We start from the raw sequence: 16,767 nt of genomic DNA, 5'->3' as shown, positions 1-16,767 counted from the left end.
TTATGAAAATAACAGGATTTTAATTCTTACAAGACGAATATATCTTATAATACGATATAAAAATTAGGGGGAATTATAATATGAAAGACATTAATCCACATTGGGAGACAATATACTACCACTTACGCTATGAATATGAAGACAATCTTTCTCATCAAGCAATTCGTATTTTACAAATCACTTCTCGGGAAAAAGATATAACAATTGGAAAAATTGCTTCTGAACTTGGTTTATCTCATAACACAGCGTCCGAACATGTAAAACGTCTTATTCAAAAAGGATTTATCATGAAAGAAAGAAATAAACAAGATGAAAGAGTTGTGAACCTTACATTAACGGCAGAAGGAATTGAAGCATTAGAAAAGCATACTTTGCTAGATAAAGAAAAAATACAAATATTAGAATCACAGTTATCAAAAGAAGAGCAACAATTAATAGCAAAAGCCTTTTCGTTATTAGCTAAGGAGGCAAAATATGCATTTCCTCGTTAAGGTCATCGTTTCTGCACTTATTATCGGCGTTATTACTGAAGTCGCTAAACATTATAGTACGATAGGCGGCTTTATTGCTGCCCTTCCTCTTGTGAGTTTACTTAGTTTATTTTGGATTTCTTTCGAAGGTGGGAGTAAACAGGAGTTAAGTCAATTCGCTATGGGCGTATTATATGGATTTCCTGCATCAGCATTACTATTATTTATTGTTTATATCGGTTTAAAGAACTCCTTTTCACTTAATACGTCTGTACTCTTTGGCATATGTGCCTGGTGTATCGTCTTTACTTGCCAAAAATTATTTCAAGCTTAGGGGGAATTACTATTAATAGATCAGTAGAGATATTTGGACAAAATGTAGAAGTATATATGAGAGGTAATAGTAAACAAACTATAGTCATTCAAACAGGAATGGGATGCTCATTTTATGATTGGCTTCCTATTATAGAAAAGCTTTCACAAAACTTTACAGTCATTTCATATCATCGCCCAGGTTACGGAGAAAGTGAGCTAGGAACTAATCCACGTACAACAATACAAGCTGCAAAGGAACTACATATGCTGCTACATGAACTAGATATTTACGAGCCTATCATTTTAATCGGTCATTCCTATGGAGGTTTATGCGCACAACATTTTGCGATATTACATGAGGATCAAATTAAAGCACTTATTTTAGTTGATTCTACTTCCATGAACTTACACCGATTAGATGAACTTCATTTACCAGTTTCTGATCAAACTGATTCTGATGATATTTGGCTACAGAAATATCATACTTACCCCAACATGGATGCAGATGCACTTTATACTGAACTAAAACCTATGCTCATCAATACAACAAAACAGCATATCAAATTTTCTATATCTCCTTTATTATATAATGCAATGGCTTCTGAACTATCGGAGTGGAAAAATTGTGCTCGCTCAATAAAAAAACAACACAAAACATTAGAAATACCATTAATCGTTATCGGTAGAGATTCTCAATATTCTATTGCTCAATTGATTGAGGGCGGTATGCCAAAAGAAGAAGCTACACAACTTGAAGATATGTGGCAAGAACTTATTCGTGAACAATTAAATCTCTCAATAAACAGCCAATACATTTTGGCTGAACATGCTAGTCATGGAATAGAAAATGATCGCCCAGATACTATCATTGAAGCCATTCACTCATTGTAAATAAAAAAAGGAAGCAACTAAAGCTGCTTCCTTACTTATCTATTCATAGTCTTCTTCGTCATCATCAACTTCTTCATAATACGAACTCCCATTGCTTACATATATAGGACCATTCGCAACATCAATACGTAGTACCCATGCCCATGGCACAGCTAAACGTTTATGTATTGCTCTCCAAAAATTCATTGATTTTCTTTCGTACTCCTGGAACTCCTGAAGTAACTCTTTATAGGAGGAACCGTCTAACTGAATATTTGCTTCTAATAAACGAGAATGGGCATAGTACTGTAACTCTAGTTCAGCAGCAATCTCCATTTCTTCTTCCGTTGCCATACCTATAATTGCTCCATCTGCTGGTGCGATTTCATATACGTTGTGAACTTCAATAAGCCCTTCTTTCTCTTTCTCAAACATGTAAACAGCCTCCTTTAACCAATATTTTTTATGTTACAAAGTCATACTTCTACAATACCTTCTCTCTTTCCTCTTTTTTTGATAAACTTTTACAAAATGTTTATCTGATGACCGGTTTTTTCTATTCTTTCAGCAGAAATGAAATCATTATTATCAAAAATCAATTTATACACATCGGGCATATGAAGTGTTTTCCAAAACTGAAAATCATATTTCGAATCAAAATAATTCATTAGTAACACCATAATATTCCCATGAGTACCTATTAAAATATTCTTTCCTTTATATTTTCCCAATATATTTTGCATACATAATACAGCACGTCTTTGTGCTACATCATTTGATTCCCCGCCTTCGTATGCAAAAGTCCAGTCTTCCCACACCTTCTGAATAGCATCATTAAAATCCTGTACTGGTTCTTTACTTAATAACCTTTCCCGTAAATCTTCTTCCAATTGTATTGATAGTTTATTTGCATTCGCAATTCCTTCAACGGTCTGAATCGCTCTTTCGTATGGACTAGAAATAACAACATCAATCTTCTCATCTTTTAACAAGATTGTTATGTTTTGTGCATCTAACCAACCCTTCTCAGATAAGGGACGTTCCCTTTCTTCCTTTGTATATGTAGAGTGAGCGTGGCGAACGAAATATATTGTAGTCATTTATTCAACTTCCTTTCTTAGTTTCAATCAATATTCAACGGAGTAAATAGGAAATCCTATATCATTAAAAGAAAAGGACGCTTTCTAATAAGCGCCCTTTGTTTACATAATAAAATTATTTCATTATAACTTTCTTCTGAATTCTTCATCTGTTATAACATCTCGAATGAAGTAATCTATATTATTTCTAAGCTTTTGGTATGTAATTTGATTATCTATATCATCAAACATTATTACAACCTCAACCTTGTTCCCCTTTTTATCCGTAGTATACAAACTTTTTGTCAATACGAATGCGGTAGAACCACCTTTTTGCCCAGCATATTCAAACTTACTATTTTCAACTGTTCCTTTAAAAACATTCTCAATTTCATCTTGCATTAATTCTGGAAAATAATTTCTACTATTTATCTTTTCCATTATACTCATATAATCTTTAGCATTTGCACTCACTAATCGATCTGACCAAATACGTTGAAATTCCATATCTACTTTCAATGGAATTTCCCGCTTTTTCCATTCTTCTTCATCTTTCATCCATTCATGAATCTGTAACACATGTTTACTATACTCATCCTTTGACATGTTACGTATCATTTCTAACGATTGATCTTCTGACTCATGAAGCTCTTTTTCTACGTATCCTCTCATATATAGTGAAGCAGTATAAGAAGTGAACTTGTCATGACTAGTAAGCTCTAACTCTTTTATACTTTCATTTACTCTTTCTATGCCAAGCTTCTCTAACAAATATGTTGTATTTGCATTAGAACTATAATGAATCATCCCTTTAGCGATTTCTTCTAAAGCGATTTGTCCATTTTTTACTACCTCTCTCGCTTTGGCATCTTCTAACCAGGCAGGATGCGCCCCACCATCAGTGTTTTTAACATAATATTTTTCTAATTCATGCAATGAAATTTGCTCATCTCGGCTTACCTTTCCTTCTGACACTTGTTTAGCAAATTCCACTGCTATTACGATTTTTGCCATACTCGCTAATGGCAATTTTTTATTTTCATTTATAGATGTTAATACTTCGCCATTTCTTCTAATAAGTAATGAGCATGTTTCATTATTTTTATGTTCTTTTATGTAATTTAAAACATACTTTGGATCTTCTTTTGACAAATAATTTTTCATAATTACAAAGAAAGCTACAATGCCTACTATAATAACTCCCACAATAATCCCTATAATCTTTAATATATTCACAATATGCCCCTCCTCTAATAAAGTGAAACTATAATCAGTGGGGGTTTTGTTCATCCCCCACTGATTATTAGTTGAACCAATCGGGCGTTTACGGGCAGTTGATCTCCCACCTAACTTCTTTGCCCCAACCGAATTTTGAGGTGGGAGTTTTACTGCCCGTTAATGCGGGATAAATTCCCTTCTATATAATCATTATACCGAGCTTAATTACAAAATTATACAAAGCAGAATAACTCTTCCTTACACTTGAAAGAGTTATTCTATATCGTATAGGAAAATTCGTGATTTGCTCATCATTTACATAACAAAAAAACATGCTTTCACTATGAGAGCATGTTTTGTGATTTTTTTCACATTGTTTAGTTAAAAAATAAACCTTTTACTTACCATGATGTAACATTAAATCACTGAGTTCTTCTTCAATGTGATTTAATTTCGCAACGCCTTCTTTCCATTTATGAATATAACGTGAAACCCCAACGAAAAATAAAATAATAATTGTGGAAAGAATAATACCATACACGATAGCTACAGTACTCATAGTTACACTTCCTTGTAATTAGTTATGTTTTTATTATAAACCTTTTTCTTTTAAAATACTTCGATTTCAACTTTTTGTAACAAAATTGATTTTTCTAACAAATAAATAAAAAGACTTTATATTTTTATCCTACCAAATATCACCTTATATTCTTTAAACATCTCCATTTGTTAAAAAACGTTCGAAAAAGGAAAATTTTTCACAAAATATACAAAACTTCACCATATGTACTATTACCATATGGGTTATATTATTTAATAGTGTAAAGGGGATGATACAATATGACGACTTGGTTTATTGTACTGTTAGTTGTATTTGGGGCATTTAAAATTATCGTTTCTAGCCTTCCTAACTCTGTTATTGAATCCATTATTAGCAGGTACGAAACACATCCGCAACTTGATGAAGAGAATGTGACTGTTACAATCAATGGAAATAGCTTAGAAGGCGAAAAGAAATCTCAAATTATTAATGATTTTAATGAAGGTTTATTTTTAGATCGCTATTATGCACCACCACAAAATGAGAGCACTCCATTAATTATTAATGCAATACGTGGCAAAAAAGATTTTACATTTTATATTTATAGTCATGAAGAGCATGTTGATGTTGTAAAACAACATAAAAAGAAAGTAGTTGCTTATAGTTTACGCTCTAAAAACCTACAAAATAGTGATATGTTCGTATCAGCTGATTTAGCTTAATGCTCATATATTAGAAAAAGGAATCCATGGCATATGGATTCCTTCCTTCTTTCTTATTTACTGAAAAATCAGCTCTGTCTTCAAACTATCTTTCGATAACAGCCATCCTTTTTTCTCTATACTCGCCATTAATAATTCTCTTTGTTTTGTTGCAATACTTTCCTCATTTGTTTTAAACGACACTTCTATTACGAAATCATCTTCTATTTTCCCGGTATTACTTAATGGCCAAATTTCAATATTCGTTTTTATATTTTCAAATTCACCTGTATACCGTTTCATTAATACAGGACCGTAAATGTGAGAATCCTTGAGCATCTCTTCTCCCCAATTCGTATACAACCATTTGTTCATTTTCCCTGGTAACTTTTCTATTAACATATTTTGAGCAGCTTGTTCATTTGGTAAATCAAGTACCCCATATCCTTTAGCACTGTAACTTTTCTTATTTGAAATACTTAACGTTTTCTTCCCAAATCCCCAATCTATTTCCGCCTCATAACTATCAGTTTTACTATCAAATCCATCTTTTTTAGCTACTTCTAGTGCATCTTGAATTACACCATTTTGAATAGGATATCTTTTTTTATATGTTAGCTCAAAATCTTTACTAAATTCTTTCTTTCGAATTCTCGCAAACCACCCTTCGTTACTTAAACTTTTATTCACCGTATCTAAAAATTGCACTTGTATTCTTTCATAATTTGTACCAGCCTGGAAATGTTCTAGTACCTCTTGCTTCATCTCTTTGTTATAACCTAATACTTGTTCTGGCTTTAATAATAACTTCACTTCAAAACTAGGTTTCATTGGACTAGCAGCAAACCCTTCCTTAACGTTATAAAGGAAACAACAAAAGAAAATGCTTACGAATACAAATACTTTTTTCATATACCTATCCCCTTTACATTTTAAATTACTTCTATACGTTCCATTGCAAGTGAATATATATTTTCATATCCTGCTGTACTTAGCTTTTGTTGTAATCGATCCGTATCCTCTTTAAGAGCGTGCACTAACACCGTATGTTCTGGTAATAATGTATTTAACATTTCCTTAACATCACTTATACTTTGATGAACTTTATACGGAACTCGATTCACCCTACATGTATTCCTTACATGCTCTTTCATAACTTTTTCTGCAAAACTCCCTTTAGCAATATGTCCTGTAAAAATAATGGAATTCCGTTCTTCATGCCGAAGTTGTTCATAGTATAACTGTGCTCTTTTCGTTTGCATATTCGCATCACTCATTACAACTATTCCGTAACTATTTTGCATACTAATGTCATTATCCATAACTATTATGTTTCTTTTCAAACTCTCCATAATCCATTGAAGTCCTTCATTATTTTTTAGCCAATCTTTATATATGAACATCTCTTCAAATCCAGCCAAAATTTCTTTATCTACTATAAGCGGAAATTCTTTATATCGTTCATATAAATACAATACTATATCTTGCGCCCTACCAAGTTGCGGCAGCGGTAGTAATGCTATTCCTTTATTTTGCATAACTCGTTCAATTTCTGTACATAGATCGTCTAATCTTTCATTTTGCGAAACATCATCAGTGTGGTAAGCGGCATCTACAATTGCAATTTTTATATCGCTTCGCAAATTTTCAGGTAAATTAGCTCGTAGTATATTAGATTCTGCTGAATAATCACCAGAATAAAATACGTATGTATTACACATATCCACTAAAAACCAAACAGCTCCTAATACATGCCCACTATACCCCCATTGAAACCGCAACGTCGGTGTAATCTGTATCCATTCATTTGGATTACTAATCTCATCAATACATACATAATTTAAATCTTTAATATTTTGGTCGTTATAAGGTAAATCCCACCCTTTTGAAAGATTGTAGTTTCTCCATTTTTCAAAATAAGCTGGCAGTTGCTCCTTCGTATAACGAGTCGTCCAAATTTTTTTCTTATATCCATACTTCGTCAATAAAGGTAATCCCATCGTATGATCTTCATGAATATGTGATAAAAATACCGCATCCAAAAATGTAACTATTTCTCTTTCTATTTTTGGATAACTCTCCTCATAGGATCGATTAATACCACAATCAAATACTATTCTCATCTCTTTATTTTTTACAAAATAGCAGGAACGACCGTATTCTCCCGCTCCTCCCCATACTTCCATCCTCATCATGCTACCCCTTTTCGTTTTTGCTCCATATGTTGCAGAAGTAATAAGCACATTGTTGTAAGCCCAACAGAAACAACGGCCATCGCCATTCCTATAGATACTTCCCCTTGTTCAAATTGAGCAAAAATAAACGTTGCTGACGTTTCTACTGATGGAGGTAGTACGAGAAGCGATGCTACTAACTCTCTTATCGAAATCGTAAATGTCATCGCCCATCCAGCAAGAATGCCTGGGATAATAAGAGGCAATATTATTTTTCTAAAAATATAAATATAATTTCCAGAAAAAACACTCCCTGCCTGTACAAGAGAATCATCAATTTGTCCGAGCGATGCTTTTACATACTGCACCGTATAAGGTAAAAAAAGAACAACATACGTTACTATAACCATGACAGGCGTATTGTAAATTGATATAGGCATATATGGTGAATTCCAAAATAAAATAAGCCCTACAACCATCACTATTCCTGGTACCATATTCGGTAACATACCGCACATATCAAGCCATTTTTCAGAGGACTTTTTCCCCTTTCGAATCATAAGTGCCAAAAAGACCCCAACAATTACAGCAACAATCGCTGTTACGAGTGAAAAAAGAAAACTGTTCCATAAAGCTTCTAATCCTGGAGAACCTATTGTAAACAATGCTTCATAATGGCTTGTTGTAAAGTTATTTAAATGTAAGCCACCGCCTCTTAATTTTGACAAAGAAGCAATAAGTATAGAAAAGTATGGGATTCCAATTGCTACTATTAGTAAAGCAATTACATAAATCCATGCTATAAAACGTGTAAATGTAGACAAAGTATATCTTTTAGATTTCACACCTTTTCCACTAACCATTGCATATGAGTACTTTCGATTCAATACATTTTGCATATACCAAATGAGCATACACGCACTAAGTAATAAAGAAGATAATGCTGTTGCACTACTAAAATCAATCGGCCAACTCGAAATAAATTTATGAATCTCAGATGTTAACACATGGAAACCAATTCTACGTCCAAATGTAGCTGGCGTTCCAAATTCTGCAATCGTCTTTACGAAAATAAGTAAAGCACCCATTACATAACTTGATAATAATAACGGTAATATTATTTTTCTTAAACGATAGAAGAATCCACCACCATGAACTGCTGCAGCTTCTTCTTTACTACTCCCAATCTGAAGTAACGTGTTCTTTAACATGAAGTAAAGGAATGGGAATAAATGCAGACTCATAATTAGAACCATACCTCCTAAACTAAAAAACGAAGATGAAATCGTCTTTAGCATCGGAAAAAATTGTTCAAAATAGCCGTTAGGTTGCATGAACAAAATCCAGCCCATCGATCCAATATACGGCGGCGTCATAAATGGAATCATAAAAACAATGTCCAATTTACTATGCTTTCCAACATCTGTTTTGCTCATAATGAACGCTAATGGAAATGCTAATATTGTAGCTCCTAGTACAACGAGTACACCTAGCAACATTGAATTCAGAAAAATTCCAGCTAATCCACCACTCTGCATGACTTCAAAAGGCTTTAAAAAATTCCAACTGCTATTTTCATATACACTAGAAAATAAAATGAGAAAAAGCGGAATGACGATTAACATCACCACAAGTAACAATGCTACTGTCATTCCAACTTGTCTTACTGATACGAATCGATTTACCATGTAATCACCATCTTATTGAAATACTTTCTTAAATTGTTTTGCTATTTCATCTTGTTCTTTCTCAACTGTTTTCCAATCAATATTTAATACTGGGATTTCTTCTACATTTGGTCTATTTTCAGCTTTTATATCTTTTCTACCAGGCAATAAATACGCTTTAGAAATTTGTTTTTGCACATCATCTGATAATAAGTAATCAATAAACTCTTTTGCACCTTCTACATTTTTACTATCCTTCATAATGCCTGCTGCCCGTGGACTAATGACTGTTCCGCTTTTTGGATATACGATATCAACCGGTTCACCCTTTGCTTTTGCACTGTACGTCATATAATCAACACCAGCAATTACCATATCTTTCGCACCTGTTACAACTGGATCTAACGCTTCTTGGTTTGCCCCTGCTACTGTAACTTCATTTTTCTTAAGCTGTTCAAATAACTTCCATCCACCTTGTCCATTCTTTTTCACGTATCCTGTTACAAAGTCTAAAGCCGAACCTGAAAGCGCTGGATCTGGAAGATTCACTTTCCCTTTCCATTCTCCTTTTGTTATATCGCTCCAGTCTTCAGGCGCTGTCTTCACATTTTTTGTGTTGTACACAATTCCTAATGCTGAAGCACTATATCCAAAATAATGTCCTTTATCATCCGACCATTCAGAACGAAGCTTATCAGCTTGTTTCGCTTCTTTATAAGCTAACGTTTGACCATCTTTCTTTAATCCTTCCATAGCGGGTAAAGAAGCGAGTACGACAACGTCAACGACTGGATTTTTCTTTTCAGCTTCCATTCTCGCTAAAATCTTACCTGTTGTTCCTTGAAACATTTCCACTTTTATACCGGTTTTCTTTTCAAAGTCCTTTTGAATTTTTTCTGCTAATCCTTTTGGTCCTGCACTATATACAACAATTTTCTTTTCATTAGAATTTTTATTGTTTGCATCTACATTACCTGTCTTTGAGCTACAACCTGTTACTACAGCAGAAAATAGTAAAGTACATACAAATAAAGACTTAAGCGAACTGAATTTCTTCATACGATTCTCCCCCTATATGATGAATACATTTTTTTGGTACATATAACGATACCGGTTTACCGATGCTTAGCTTACTATTGTTATAAGCTGTCCATACACCGAGTGTCCCCATATTTACTTTCACTTCATAACGTTCTCCTACATATGTAACGTGCTGAATTTCACCTGTATACATGTCGCACGCGTCATTTTTTGTCCAGCTCACGTGCTCTGGGCGAATCATTTGTTTATTCTCTACAAGCCAATTTGCTTTACCAACAAACTTTGCAACAAATTCATGAGACGGTTTCACATAAATATTTTCTGGTGTTCCTTTTTGTAATACTTCCCCTTGTTTCATTACAATAATTTGGTCTGACATTGACATAGCTTCTGTTTGATCGTGTGTTACATACAATGCCGTTAAACCAATGGAATGAACGATATCCATAAGCTCTAAGCGCATTTCTTCTCGTAAAATTGCATCGAGTGCACTTAACGGTTCATCAAACAAAATAAAATGAGGCTTTGTTACGATTGCTCTAGCAAATGCGACACGTTGCTGCTGTCCGCCAGAAAGTTCGTGTGGATATCTTTTCTCCATACCTTGCAAGCGAACTCGCTTTATCGCATCTTCTACCTTTTCGCGTAAATGATTCGTTTGCTTTGTAGCCCTTAAACCAAATGCAACATTTTCAAAAACAGTCATATGCGGCCATAAAGCAAAATCCTGAAATACCATACCGATATTCCGTTCATGAGGAGATGTTTTTACCTTTTTTGTAGACGAATACATACACTTATCTCCAAAATATATTTCTCCTTTATCCGGTTCTTCAAGTCCTGCAATCATTCTAAGCAAAGTCGTTTTCCCGCATCCCGAAGGTCCTAAAAGTGTGGTAAACTCTCCTTTTTTCATTACAATTTGTAACGGTTTTAACGCCTGCATTTCTCCAAATGTCTTTTCTAATCCATGAATTTTAATATCCATCGGTTCACCTCTCTCCCCTCATTCTTAACCTGCTTTCATTCTATATGGAAGATTTATACTGAATGTTAATGTACTGTAAAGATTAAATTAAAAAACTTCTAATAAACTATTTATTTCTATAGATTTTTTCTATAGTTAAAATAAAAAAGGCGGGTAACTCATAATGAATCTCTTAAAATTAGAAATTGTAGTGCTTATTAAGAAATACAAAAAGCTTACGATTGTTGCAGAAAAACTTGGTGTTAAACAACCTACTATTACATTTCATATAAAAAGCTTAGAAGAGGAACTCGGTGTGTCTTTATTTGAATTACGTTCCGGAAGATATTTCTTAACAGAGGCTGGCGAGGCGTTGCATCATTATGCTTGCAAAATAGATGCACTTATGAAAGAAGCTAGACGGGTGACACAAGAATTTAAAGATTTTAATAAAGGAGCTATAACAATTGGCGCTAGTTATGTACCAGCAACTTACCTTTTACCAGAAGTTGTTCACCAATTTCAGTGCGAATTTCCAAATATAAAAATAACACTCATGGTAAAAACTGCGCCTGAAATTCGGACGATGCTACAAAATCATGAAATTGATCTCGGGGTAATTTCTGCGGCGCCGTTTGATGAACCACTTTTAAAACAAACAAAAATAATACCTGATACACTTGTTCTTGCTTTTTCCAAAGAACATCATTTTTCAAAAAAAGAAAGTGTATCCTTACAAGATATCGAAAAAGAACGTATATTATTGCATCGTAATCCATCTACAACGAGAGATTTACTTACACAATGGATGTTATCATATAACATTACTTTCCAATCTGAAATTGAACTAGATTCATTAGAAACGATGAAACAAATTTTAAAGTATGGTAATGGGGTTGCCTTTATTTCTAAACTTGCTATTGAACAAGAAGTAGAGCGAAATGAGCTATGCTGTATACCGATCCCAGGATTTGAATTTCAGCGTAATATTTATACCATTCATCATGAGGACAGGTGGAATTCAAAAATAATTTCTTTTTTACTACAAAGTATCACTTCTTTTGCAGCAAAAAGTTAAAAGGCTGTCGTTATACACGACAGCCTTTTTAACTATATCTCTATTTATTTTTCTTTTCCTCAATTTTCACTTGTGCCTCTTCAGCCTTATCTAATGCTTCTGACACTTTTTTCTCTTTTTCTTTTACTTCATCTATACTATCGACAGCTTTAATTAGTTTATCGATTCCTTCTTCATTTACTTTTTTTTGTTTCGCTACTCTTTCATTTACTTTCTCTTCAACGTCTTTTGCTTTTTGAAGCATATTTTCTGCATTTGATTTCACAGCCTTTTCAAGTGCATCATCTTTTTTCTTTTGCAACACTTCATTCGCATCGTCTTTCGTTTCTAAATACTTACCATCTTTTAATGCTGTTGCACCGTGATCTAGTAACTGAGCGACTTCTTTATACGCCTTCGCTTCATTTCCTGATTTTTCTTTTTCCGCTTTTTCAAACCACATAATCGCATCACTATATTTTTCATTTTTCAATGATTGCATACCTGTTTCAATATACGTGTCATAATTACTACATCCAGTCATTACGACTAACAGAAAAAGCATAACAAAACTTAATTTTTTCATGATGTTTTCTCCTTTTCTTTGCCTGCTCACTTTACTGTAACATACATGAAAAGGAGTTTCAAAAACTAAAATACTAATTTGGTCATTTTTATATTGTTAAAATTTTCTTTTAAGCCGATACATCCACTTGTTTTTTCGCCATATGCTGCTTTACTCCAACTAATACAACTAACAATAATCCTCCACCTAATGTCATCATAACAATGCTAGTTGGCAACATATCTAATAATAATCCATATACAATCATACCGAGCGGCGCGATTGCAGTAGCAATAGTTTCAAGTAGGCCGAATACACGCCCTAAATAGCTTGGATCTGTCGTCTTTTGCATATGTACTTGCATCGGGATATTTACGATCATCATTGACATACCAGTTAACATCATAAAAACGATATAGTAAATAAAACTTGCTACTTTCGGAATGGTAACTAACAACGGGAAGACTGTACATAAACTCAAACCCGCAAATAAAAACAGCCCAATATAAATAGAACGAAACGGATTATTCACTTCTTTACGCACTGATAAAGCAATCGCACCAATTAGCATCCCGACTGCTAGCATTCCCTCTACAACTCCGAGTTGTTTCGAGGATAAATGCAAGTTTTGAATAACAATATATGGAAGTGAAACGAAAAGTGCACTCGCAAAAAAGTTAACCCATAAAGCAATTTTCATTAGTCCATATATTTCATGCTGCTGTTTTACATATGAGAAACCCTCTTTTATACTCGTCAAGAAATGCTCCTTATTTTCAGCCACTTCTTTTTTATATAAATCAAATACGATAAATAATTGTACAATAACTGCTAAAAAGAATGTAATGCTATTTAACAGAAAGAACGACTTAATTGAAAAGAAACCAAATACAACTCCGCCAATAATCGGCGCTAAAATATTTGATAAAGAAGCTGCCGTCTGGTTCAAAGCACTCGCTTTTTGAATACGCCCTTCATCAACTAAATTAGGAATAGATGAAGTAAACGCAACAGAATAAAAACTTGCGCAAATTGATAATAATGCTGCTGATACATAAATAAAAAGGAGTGATGGTCCAAGCATTATTGTAAGAATAAACATAATAAGCATCGTTAAGCTACTTAATAAATCAGTGCCAATGACAAGCCATTTTCGATTGACGCGGTCAGCTACAGCACCTGCAATCGGTCCACAAATCATTCTTGGTATTGATCCGCAAATAAGCGTAATCGCAAATCCCATTCCTGAGCCCGTTGTCTTTAATACGTATAGCCCCATTGCAAACGTATAAATACCCGCCCCTAACAAAGATGTCATCTTTCCAATCATCATTAAAATAATATTTCTCGTTGCAATCTTCATTTTCCAATCATTTTGACCTATACTTACATCTTCCATTATGACACTCTCCCCTTAAAAGTTAAATTGTGTTAAACTTATTATATAATCAACTTTCCAATTTTTACAACAAAAAGTTAAATTATATTTAACTTTTTAATTATAAAGGAGCAATGTTATGGCAACTCTCGGCGAAAAAATTAAGGCGTTACGAAAAGAAAAAAAGCTTACGCAAACCGAGCTAGCAGGTTCGGAACTGACAAAAAGTATGCTTAGTCAAATTGAAAATGGAAAAGCTACACCTTCTATGAAAACATTACAATATATCGCTAATAAACTTGGATGTGAAACGAGTTTTTTACTAGAAGAAGATGATGCAGAAATCGTAGAACTTATTCAAAAAATGGAGCAACTTATAAAAGCTAATAAATGTGATAAGGTGTATGAAACTTTACTTCCTATCGTTCAAAAGGAACTCCCTCTCACTTTAAATACTGCCCGATTGTATAAACACTTTATTACTGGAGCAGCTATAATGAAAGATTGCAACATTGAATCTTTCGTTGAAAAAGCAACTTCTATTTTTGAAAAATATACTTTATACAGAGACAGTACTGAAACAAAATTAACATTCTCTTATACGTTATTCTCACGTAAAAAGTATGAGGAATGTTTGCAACTTATTGCTCGTATTCGAGATGATTATGAAGCGAACCATTTAGAAATGGATCTTATTATACATATCAGATTGTGCTTAAAAGAAGCCATTATTTTACTCGCATGTGGCAAATATGAGGAATGTGAAAAAATCATATTAGAAGCATTAGCATTTTCAAAAAAACATCAAGTGTATTATAAAACAGATGAATTTTATCGCATATTATCTTATCAAAAAGTCATGACGGCTGATAAAGAACAGTATTTACATTACATTAAGAAATCTGAGCAATTCGCCATTTTTACTGAAGACACTTTATCCGTTGCGATCGTAGATATATTAAAAGCGTATTACTACAACACGATTACTAAAGAATATACAATTGCATTAGAACATGTAGAACAATTTCGAGAAAAACTAAAAGACGAACCGATTTTCCAAGAGGATGGATTGTATTACCTCGAAACCGGAAAAGCTTTGTACGGATTAAAAAAATACGAGGAAGCTCTGAAAGCTTTTCAACATGCTAAAATACCAGATTATATGATGCATCCACTTGATCAAGCATGGCTTACAACGGCAGGTGCATATCGTGCCCTTTGTTATGTAAAACTTAACGATAAGCAAAGAGCTCTTGAAGAAGCAACAGAAGCAGCTCAAAAGATACAACCTTATCCGGATTCCATCTTTTCTTCTTTTATTAAAGAAACATTACAAATAATACAAAAACTTTAAGAATGTCTCGAAATGGTATATTATTCCTCCTTTTTAGCAAAGATAATAATAATGGGAGGAATATAAATGAATATACAACGCGCAAAAGAGCTTTCAGAGTCATCAGAAGAAGCCAATGTCAGTTTTCAAGGCATGCCTGTTATGATTCAACACGTTGACGAAAACAACGAAACCGCCCGCATATATGAAGTAACAAATCCAAGACGCGAATTAACAGTTCCAGTTAATAGCTTAGAGGAAATATAAAAAATGCCACTTCTTTTTTTGAAGTGGCATTTTTCTTACTTTAGATTACTTAATATAAATCCCTTCTATCCTCTGTTTTACAACACCTAAAAAAAATAAGAATCTTCTACTTCTTTTCTGTTTTTAACCTGCTAAAATACAAACTATGAATTAATTATTCGCACTATACATTAAGGGGGAAAAATAATGAAATATGATTTAGAAAAAAACAAGCCCTATTATGCAGTTATATTCACTTCAAATCTATCAAATGATACAACAGATTATAGTACCGTTTCCGAAAAAATGGAGGAACTTGCGAAACAGCAACCTGGATTTTTAGGTGTCGAAAGCGCACGTGATAATTCGGGACTCGGCATTACAATTTCTTATTGGGAGTCACTTGAAGCAATTGAAAATTGGAAAAAGAACGCCTTACATAAAGAAGCGAAAAAAAGAGGCCGTGAGCAATGGTATGAAAACTTCCACCTGCGCATCTGCCTTGTTGAGAAAGAATATAAGTTTCATAGAGGTACATTGTAACTATGAAGAAAAAACTAGCTCTCGTTGTTGTTCATGAAATATACGGTGTGAATGATCATATGCAGCACGTTATAGACCGCTTCACTTCATCTAATATAGATGTATTTTGTCCTAACCTTCTACAATTACAAAATGCATTTCATTATAGTGATGAAGAAAAAGCATATCAGTATTTTATGAATCAAATTGGATTTGATGATGGAAAAGAGCAAATTGAAGAACTCATTACTAGCCTTTCCAGTAGTTACACACATATTGGACTTATCGGTTTTAGCGTTGGAGCGACAATTGCTTGGCTCTGTAGTAACAATCCCAGAATAGATTTTATCATTGGGTGTTACGGTTCCCGTATACGTGACTATGTTCATATTAAACCTACATGTGCTACCTTACTTATTTTCCCTGAACAAGAAGCTAGTTTTTCAGTCCCCTGCTTAATGAAAGCATTGCAGCAACAAAGCAATCCGCTATTAGAAATAAAACAACTACATGGCGAACATGGATTTTTAAATCCATACACAGAAAAATATAACAAGCAATCTACAAAGCAAGTATACAATATAATAGATTCATTTCTTATGAAAACTATGTTGTAAAGGAGT

The 16,767-nt window shown here is 33.6% G+C and carries 20 protein-coding genes and 1 pseudogene; 9 read left to right on the top strand and 12 right to left on the bottom strand.

Features of this window, described 5'->3' with window-relative positions; genetic code table 11:
• The first annotated feature begins 80 nt into the window (after positions 1-80).
• From ACFWDE_RS13075 to ACFWDE_RS13065, 3 genes are read left to right on the top strand one after another with little or no spacing between them, the layout of a single operon-like run.
• Entirely contained in the window at positions 81-491 is a 411-nt protein-coding gene (locus tag ACFWDE_RS13075) for a MarR family winged helix-turn-helix transcriptional regulator (protein ID WP_377892758.1), read from the top strand.
• Positions 475-804 (top strand): DUF3147 family protein, encoded by a 330-nt coding sequence (locus tag ACFWDE_RS13070; protein ID WP_219917877.1) that lies wholly within the window; start codon positions 475-477, stop codon positions 802-804. The genes ACFWDE_RS13075 and ACFWDE_RS13070 overlap by 17 nt, the downstream gene beginning before the upstream one ends.
• A complete protein-coding gene (locus ACFWDE_RS13065) occupies positions 756-1,676 on the top strand; it encodes an alpha/beta fold hydrolase (RefSeq protein WP_377892756.1) in 921 nt (306 codons plus the stop codon). Before ACFWDE_RS13070 ends, ACFWDE_RS13065 begins: the two co-directional genes overlap by 49 nt.
• Before the next feature lie 39 nt (positions 1,677-1,715).
• On the opposite strand, the gene ACFWDE_RS13060 is transcribed toward ACFWDE_RS13065, so the two are convergent.
• The 5 genes and pseudogenes from ACFWDE_RS13060 to ACFWDE_RS13040 all read right to left on the bottom strand — a co-directional run bounded on the left by ACFWDE_RS13060 (position 1,716) and on the right by ACFWDE_RS13040 (position 4,751).
• Positions 1,716-2,090, bottom strand: a complete 375-nt coding sequence (locus tag ACFWDE_RS13060; protein WP_000461761.1) for a hypothetical protein — start codon at positions 2,088-2,090, stop codon at positions 1,716-1,718.
• Positions 2,091-2,179: 89 nt separating this feature from the next.
• Positions 2,180-2,755, bottom strand: a complete 576-nt coding sequence (locus ACFWDE_RS13055; protein WP_377892754.1) for a histidine phosphatase family protein — start codon at positions 2,753-2,755, stop codon at positions 2,180-2,182.
• Between the two features lie 123 nt (positions 2,756-2,878).
• Positions 2,879-3,970, bottom strand: a complete 1,092-nt coding sequence (locus ACFWDE_RS13050) for a serine hydrolase (RefSeq protein ID WP_377892753.1) — start codon at positions 3,968-3,970, stop codon at positions 2,879-2,881.
• A gap of 379 nt (positions 3,971-4,349) precedes the next feature.
• Complete coding sequence (locus ACFWDE_RS13045; protein WP_002158451.1) at positions 4,350-4,511, bottom strand: hypothetical protein; 162 nt, start codon at positions 4,509-4,511, stop codon at positions 4,350-4,352.
• A 50-nt stretch (positions 4,512-4,561) separates the two neighbouring features.
• Positions 4,562-4,751 (bottom strand): annotated as a pseudogene (locus ACFWDE_RS13040) (hypothetical protein).
• A 41-nt stretch (positions 4,752-4,792) separates the two neighbouring features.
• Here ACFWDE_RS13040 and ACFWDE_RS13035 point away from each other — a divergent pair.
• The gene (locus ACFWDE_RS13035) at positions 4,793-5,215 is read left to right on the top strand and encodes a YfmQ family protein (protein WP_131231730.1); all 423 of its coding nucleotides are present in this window, start codon (positions 4,793-4,795) and stop codon (positions 5,213-5,215) included.
• 57 nt (positions 5,216-5,272) lie between these two features.
• Here ACFWDE_RS13035 and ACFWDE_RS13030 read toward each other — a convergent pair whose 3' ends face one another.
• The 5 genes from ACFWDE_RS13030 to ACFWDE_RS13010 are packed head-to-tail and all read right to left on the bottom strand — an operon-like array spanning position 5,273 to position 11,064.
• Positions 5,273-6,106 carry a hypothetical protein gene (locus tag ACFWDE_RS13030; protein WP_377892751.1) on the bottom strand — a complete coding sequence of 278 codons (834 nt, stop codon included), beginning with the start codon at positions 6,104-6,106 and terminating at the stop codon, positions 5,273-5,275.
• A gap of 20 nt (positions 6,107-6,126) precedes the next feature.
• Complete coding sequence (locus tag ACFWDE_RS13025) at positions 6,127-7,389, bottom strand: MBL fold metallo-hydrolase (RefSeq protein ID WP_377892749.1); 1,263 nt, start codon at positions 7,387-7,389, stop codon at positions 6,127-6,129.
• Complete coding sequence (locus ACFWDE_RS13020; protein WP_377892748.1) at positions 7,386-9,056, bottom strand: ABC transporter permease; 1,671 nt, start codon at positions 9,054-9,056, stop codon at positions 7,386-7,388. Before ACFWDE_RS13020 ends, ACFWDE_RS13025 begins: the two co-directional genes overlap by 4 nt.
• A gap of 12 nt (positions 9,057-9,068) precedes the next feature.
• On the bottom strand, positions 9,069-10,094 hold the full coding sequence (locus ACFWDE_RS13015; protein ID WP_377892747.1) for an ABC transporter substrate-binding protein: 1,026 nt from the start codon (positions 10,092-10,094) through the stop codon (positions 9,069-9,071).
• On the bottom strand, positions 10,072-11,064 hold the full coding sequence (locus tag ACFWDE_RS13010; RefSeq protein WP_377892745.1) for an ABC transporter ATP-binding protein: 993 nt from the start codon (positions 11,062-11,064) through the stop codon (positions 10,072-10,074). The genes ACFWDE_RS13015 and ACFWDE_RS13010 overlap by 23 nt, the downstream gene beginning before the upstream one ends.
• 163 nt (positions 11,065-11,227) lie before the next feature.
• Here ACFWDE_RS13010 and ACFWDE_RS13005 point away from each other — a divergent pair, with 163 nt between their 5' ends.
• The gene (locus ACFWDE_RS13005) at positions 11,228-12,121 is read left to right on the top strand and encodes a LysR substrate-binding domain-containing protein (RefSeq protein ID WP_377892743.1); all 894 of its coding nucleotides are present in this window, start codon (positions 11,228-11,230) and stop codon (positions 12,119-12,121) included.
• 40 nt (positions 12,122-12,161) lie between these two features.
• Here ACFWDE_RS13005 and ACFWDE_RS13000 read toward each other — a convergent pair whose 3' ends face one another.
• A complete protein-coding gene (locus tag ACFWDE_RS13000) occupies positions 12,162-12,686 on the bottom strand; it encodes a COG3014 family protein (RefSeq protein WP_377892741.1) in 525 nt (174 codons plus the stop codon).
• A gap of 109 nt (positions 12,687-12,795) precedes the next feature.
• Entirely contained in the window at positions 12,796-14,064 is a 1,269-nt protein-coding gene (locus tag ACFWDE_RS12995) for an MFS transporter (protein ID WP_377892739.1), read from the bottom strand.
• A 118-nt stretch (positions 14,065-14,182) separates the two neighbouring features.
• Between ACFWDE_RS12995 and ACFWDE_RS12990 the strand changes: the two genes are divergently transcribed.
• The 4 genes from ACFWDE_RS12990 to ACFWDE_RS12975 all read left to right on the top strand — a co-directional run bounded on the left by ACFWDE_RS12990 (position 14,183) and on the right by ACFWDE_RS12975 (position 16,761).
• On the top strand, positions 14,183-15,397 hold the full coding sequence (locus ACFWDE_RS12990; RefSeq protein ID WP_377892737.1) for a helix-turn-helix domain-containing protein: 1,215 nt from the start codon (positions 14,183-14,185) through the stop codon (positions 15,395-15,397).
• Between the two features lie 66 nt (positions 15,398-15,463).
• Entirely contained in the window at positions 15,464-15,643 is a 180-nt protein-coding gene (locus ACFWDE_RS12985; protein WP_002064678.1) for an H-type small acid-soluble spore protein, read from the top strand.
• Between the two features lie 186 nt (positions 15,644-15,829).
• On the top strand, positions 15,830-16,165 hold the full coding sequence (locus ACFWDE_RS12980) for an antibiotic biosynthesis monooxygenase family protein (protein WP_002064676.1): 336 nt from the start codon (positions 15,830-15,832) through the stop codon (positions 16,163-16,165).
• A 2-nt stretch (positions 16,166-16,167) separates the two neighbouring features.
• Positions 16,168-16,761 carry a dienelactone hydrolase family protein gene (locus ACFWDE_RS12975; RefSeq protein ID WP_016094370.1) on the top strand — a complete coding sequence of 198 codons (594 nt, stop codon included), beginning with the start codon at positions 16,168-16,170 and terminating at the stop codon, positions 16,759-16,761.
• Positions 16,762-16,767 lie beyond the last annotated feature (6 nt).

The organism is Bacillus sp. NPDC060175 (genome assembly GCF_042728695.1).
In the GTDB taxonomy this organism is placed as follows: domain Bacteria; phylum Bacillota; class Bacilli; order Bacillales; family Bacillaceae_G; genus Bacillus_A.
Note: the sequence above shows the minus strand (reverse complement) of the source record. Positions and strands in the feature narration are given on the sequence as shown.

Excerpts from the sequence above, each read along its gene's own strand:
- ACFWDE_RS13070 (WP_219917877.1), top strand. The coding sequence starts at position 475 with ATGCATTTCCTCGTTAAGGTCATCGTTTCTGCACTTATTATCGGCGTT.
- ACFWDE_RS12995 (WP_377892739.1), bottom strand. The coding sequence starts at position 14,064 with ATGGAAGATGTAAGTATAGGTCAAAATGATTGGAAAATGAAGATTGCA.
- ACFWDE_RS13015 (WP_377892747.1), bottom strand. The coding sequence starts at position 10,094 with ATGAAGAAATTCAGTTCGCTTAAGTCTTTATTTGTATGTACTTTACTA.
- ACFWDE_RS13000 (WP_377892741.1), bottom strand. The coding sequence starts at position 12,686 with ATGAAAAAATTAAGTTTTGTTATGCTTTTTCTGTTAGTCGTAATGACT.
- ACFWDE_RS12975 (WP_016094370.1), top strand. The coding sequence starts at position 16,168 with ATGAAGAAAAAACTAGCTCTCGTTGTTGTTCATGAAATATACGGTGTG.
- ACFWDE_RS13005 (WP_377892743.1), top strand. The coding sequence starts at position 11,228 with ATGAATCTCTTAAAATTAGAAATTGTAGTGCTTATTAAGAAATACAAA.
- ACFWDE_RS13010 (WP_377892745.1), bottom strand. The coding sequence starts at position 11,064 with ATGGATATTAAAATTCATGGATTAGAAAAGACATTTGGAGAAATGCAG.
- ACFWDE_RS13075 (WP_377892758.1), top strand. The coding sequence starts at position 81 with ATGAAAGACATTAATCCACATTGGGAGACAATATACTACCACTTACGC.
- ACFWDE_RS13025 (WP_377892749.1), bottom strand. The coding sequence starts at position 7,389 with ATGATGAGGATGGAAGTATGGGGAGGAGCGGGAGAATACGGTCGTTCC.
- ACFWDE_RS13030 (WP_377892751.1), bottom strand. The coding sequence starts at position 6,106 with ATGAAAAAAGTATTTGTATTCGTAAGCATTTTCTTTTGTTGTTTCCTT.
- ACFWDE_RS13065 (WP_377892756.1), top strand. The coding sequence starts at position 756 with ATGTGCCTGGTGTATCGTCTTTACTTGCCAAAAATTATTTCAAGCTTA.
- ACFWDE_RS12980 (WP_002064676.1), top strand. The coding sequence starts at position 15,830 with ATGAAATATGATTTAGAAAAAAACAAGCCCTATTATGCAGTTATATTC.
- ACFWDE_RS13020 (WP_377892748.1), bottom strand. The coding sequence starts at position 9,056 with ATGGTAAATCGATTCGTATCAGTAAGACAAGTTGGAATGACAGTAGCA.
- ACFWDE_RS12985 (WP_002064678.1), top strand. The coding sequence starts at position 15,464 with ATGAATATACAACGCGCAAAAGAGCTTTCAGAGTCATCAGAAGAAGCC.
- ACFWDE_RS13035 (WP_131231730.1), top strand. The coding sequence starts at position 4,793 with ATGACGACTTGGTTTATTGTACTGTTAGTTGTATTTGGGGCATTTAAA.
- ACFWDE_RS13055 (WP_377892754.1), bottom strand. The coding sequence starts at position 2,755 with ATGACTACAATATATTTCGTTCGCCACGCTCACTCTACATATACAAAG.
- ACFWDE_RS13060 (WP_000461761.1), bottom strand. The coding sequence starts at position 2,090 with ATGTTTGAGAAAGAGAAAGAAGGGCTTATTGAAGTTCACAACGTATAT.
- ACFWDE_RS12990 (WP_377892737.1), top strand. The coding sequence starts at position 14,183 with ATGGCAACTCTCGGCGAAAAAATTAAGGCGTTACGAAAAGAAAAAAAG.
- ACFWDE_RS13045 (WP_002158451.1), bottom strand. The coding sequence starts at position 4,511 with ATGAGTACTGTAGCTATCGTGTATGGTATTATTCTTTCCACAATTATT.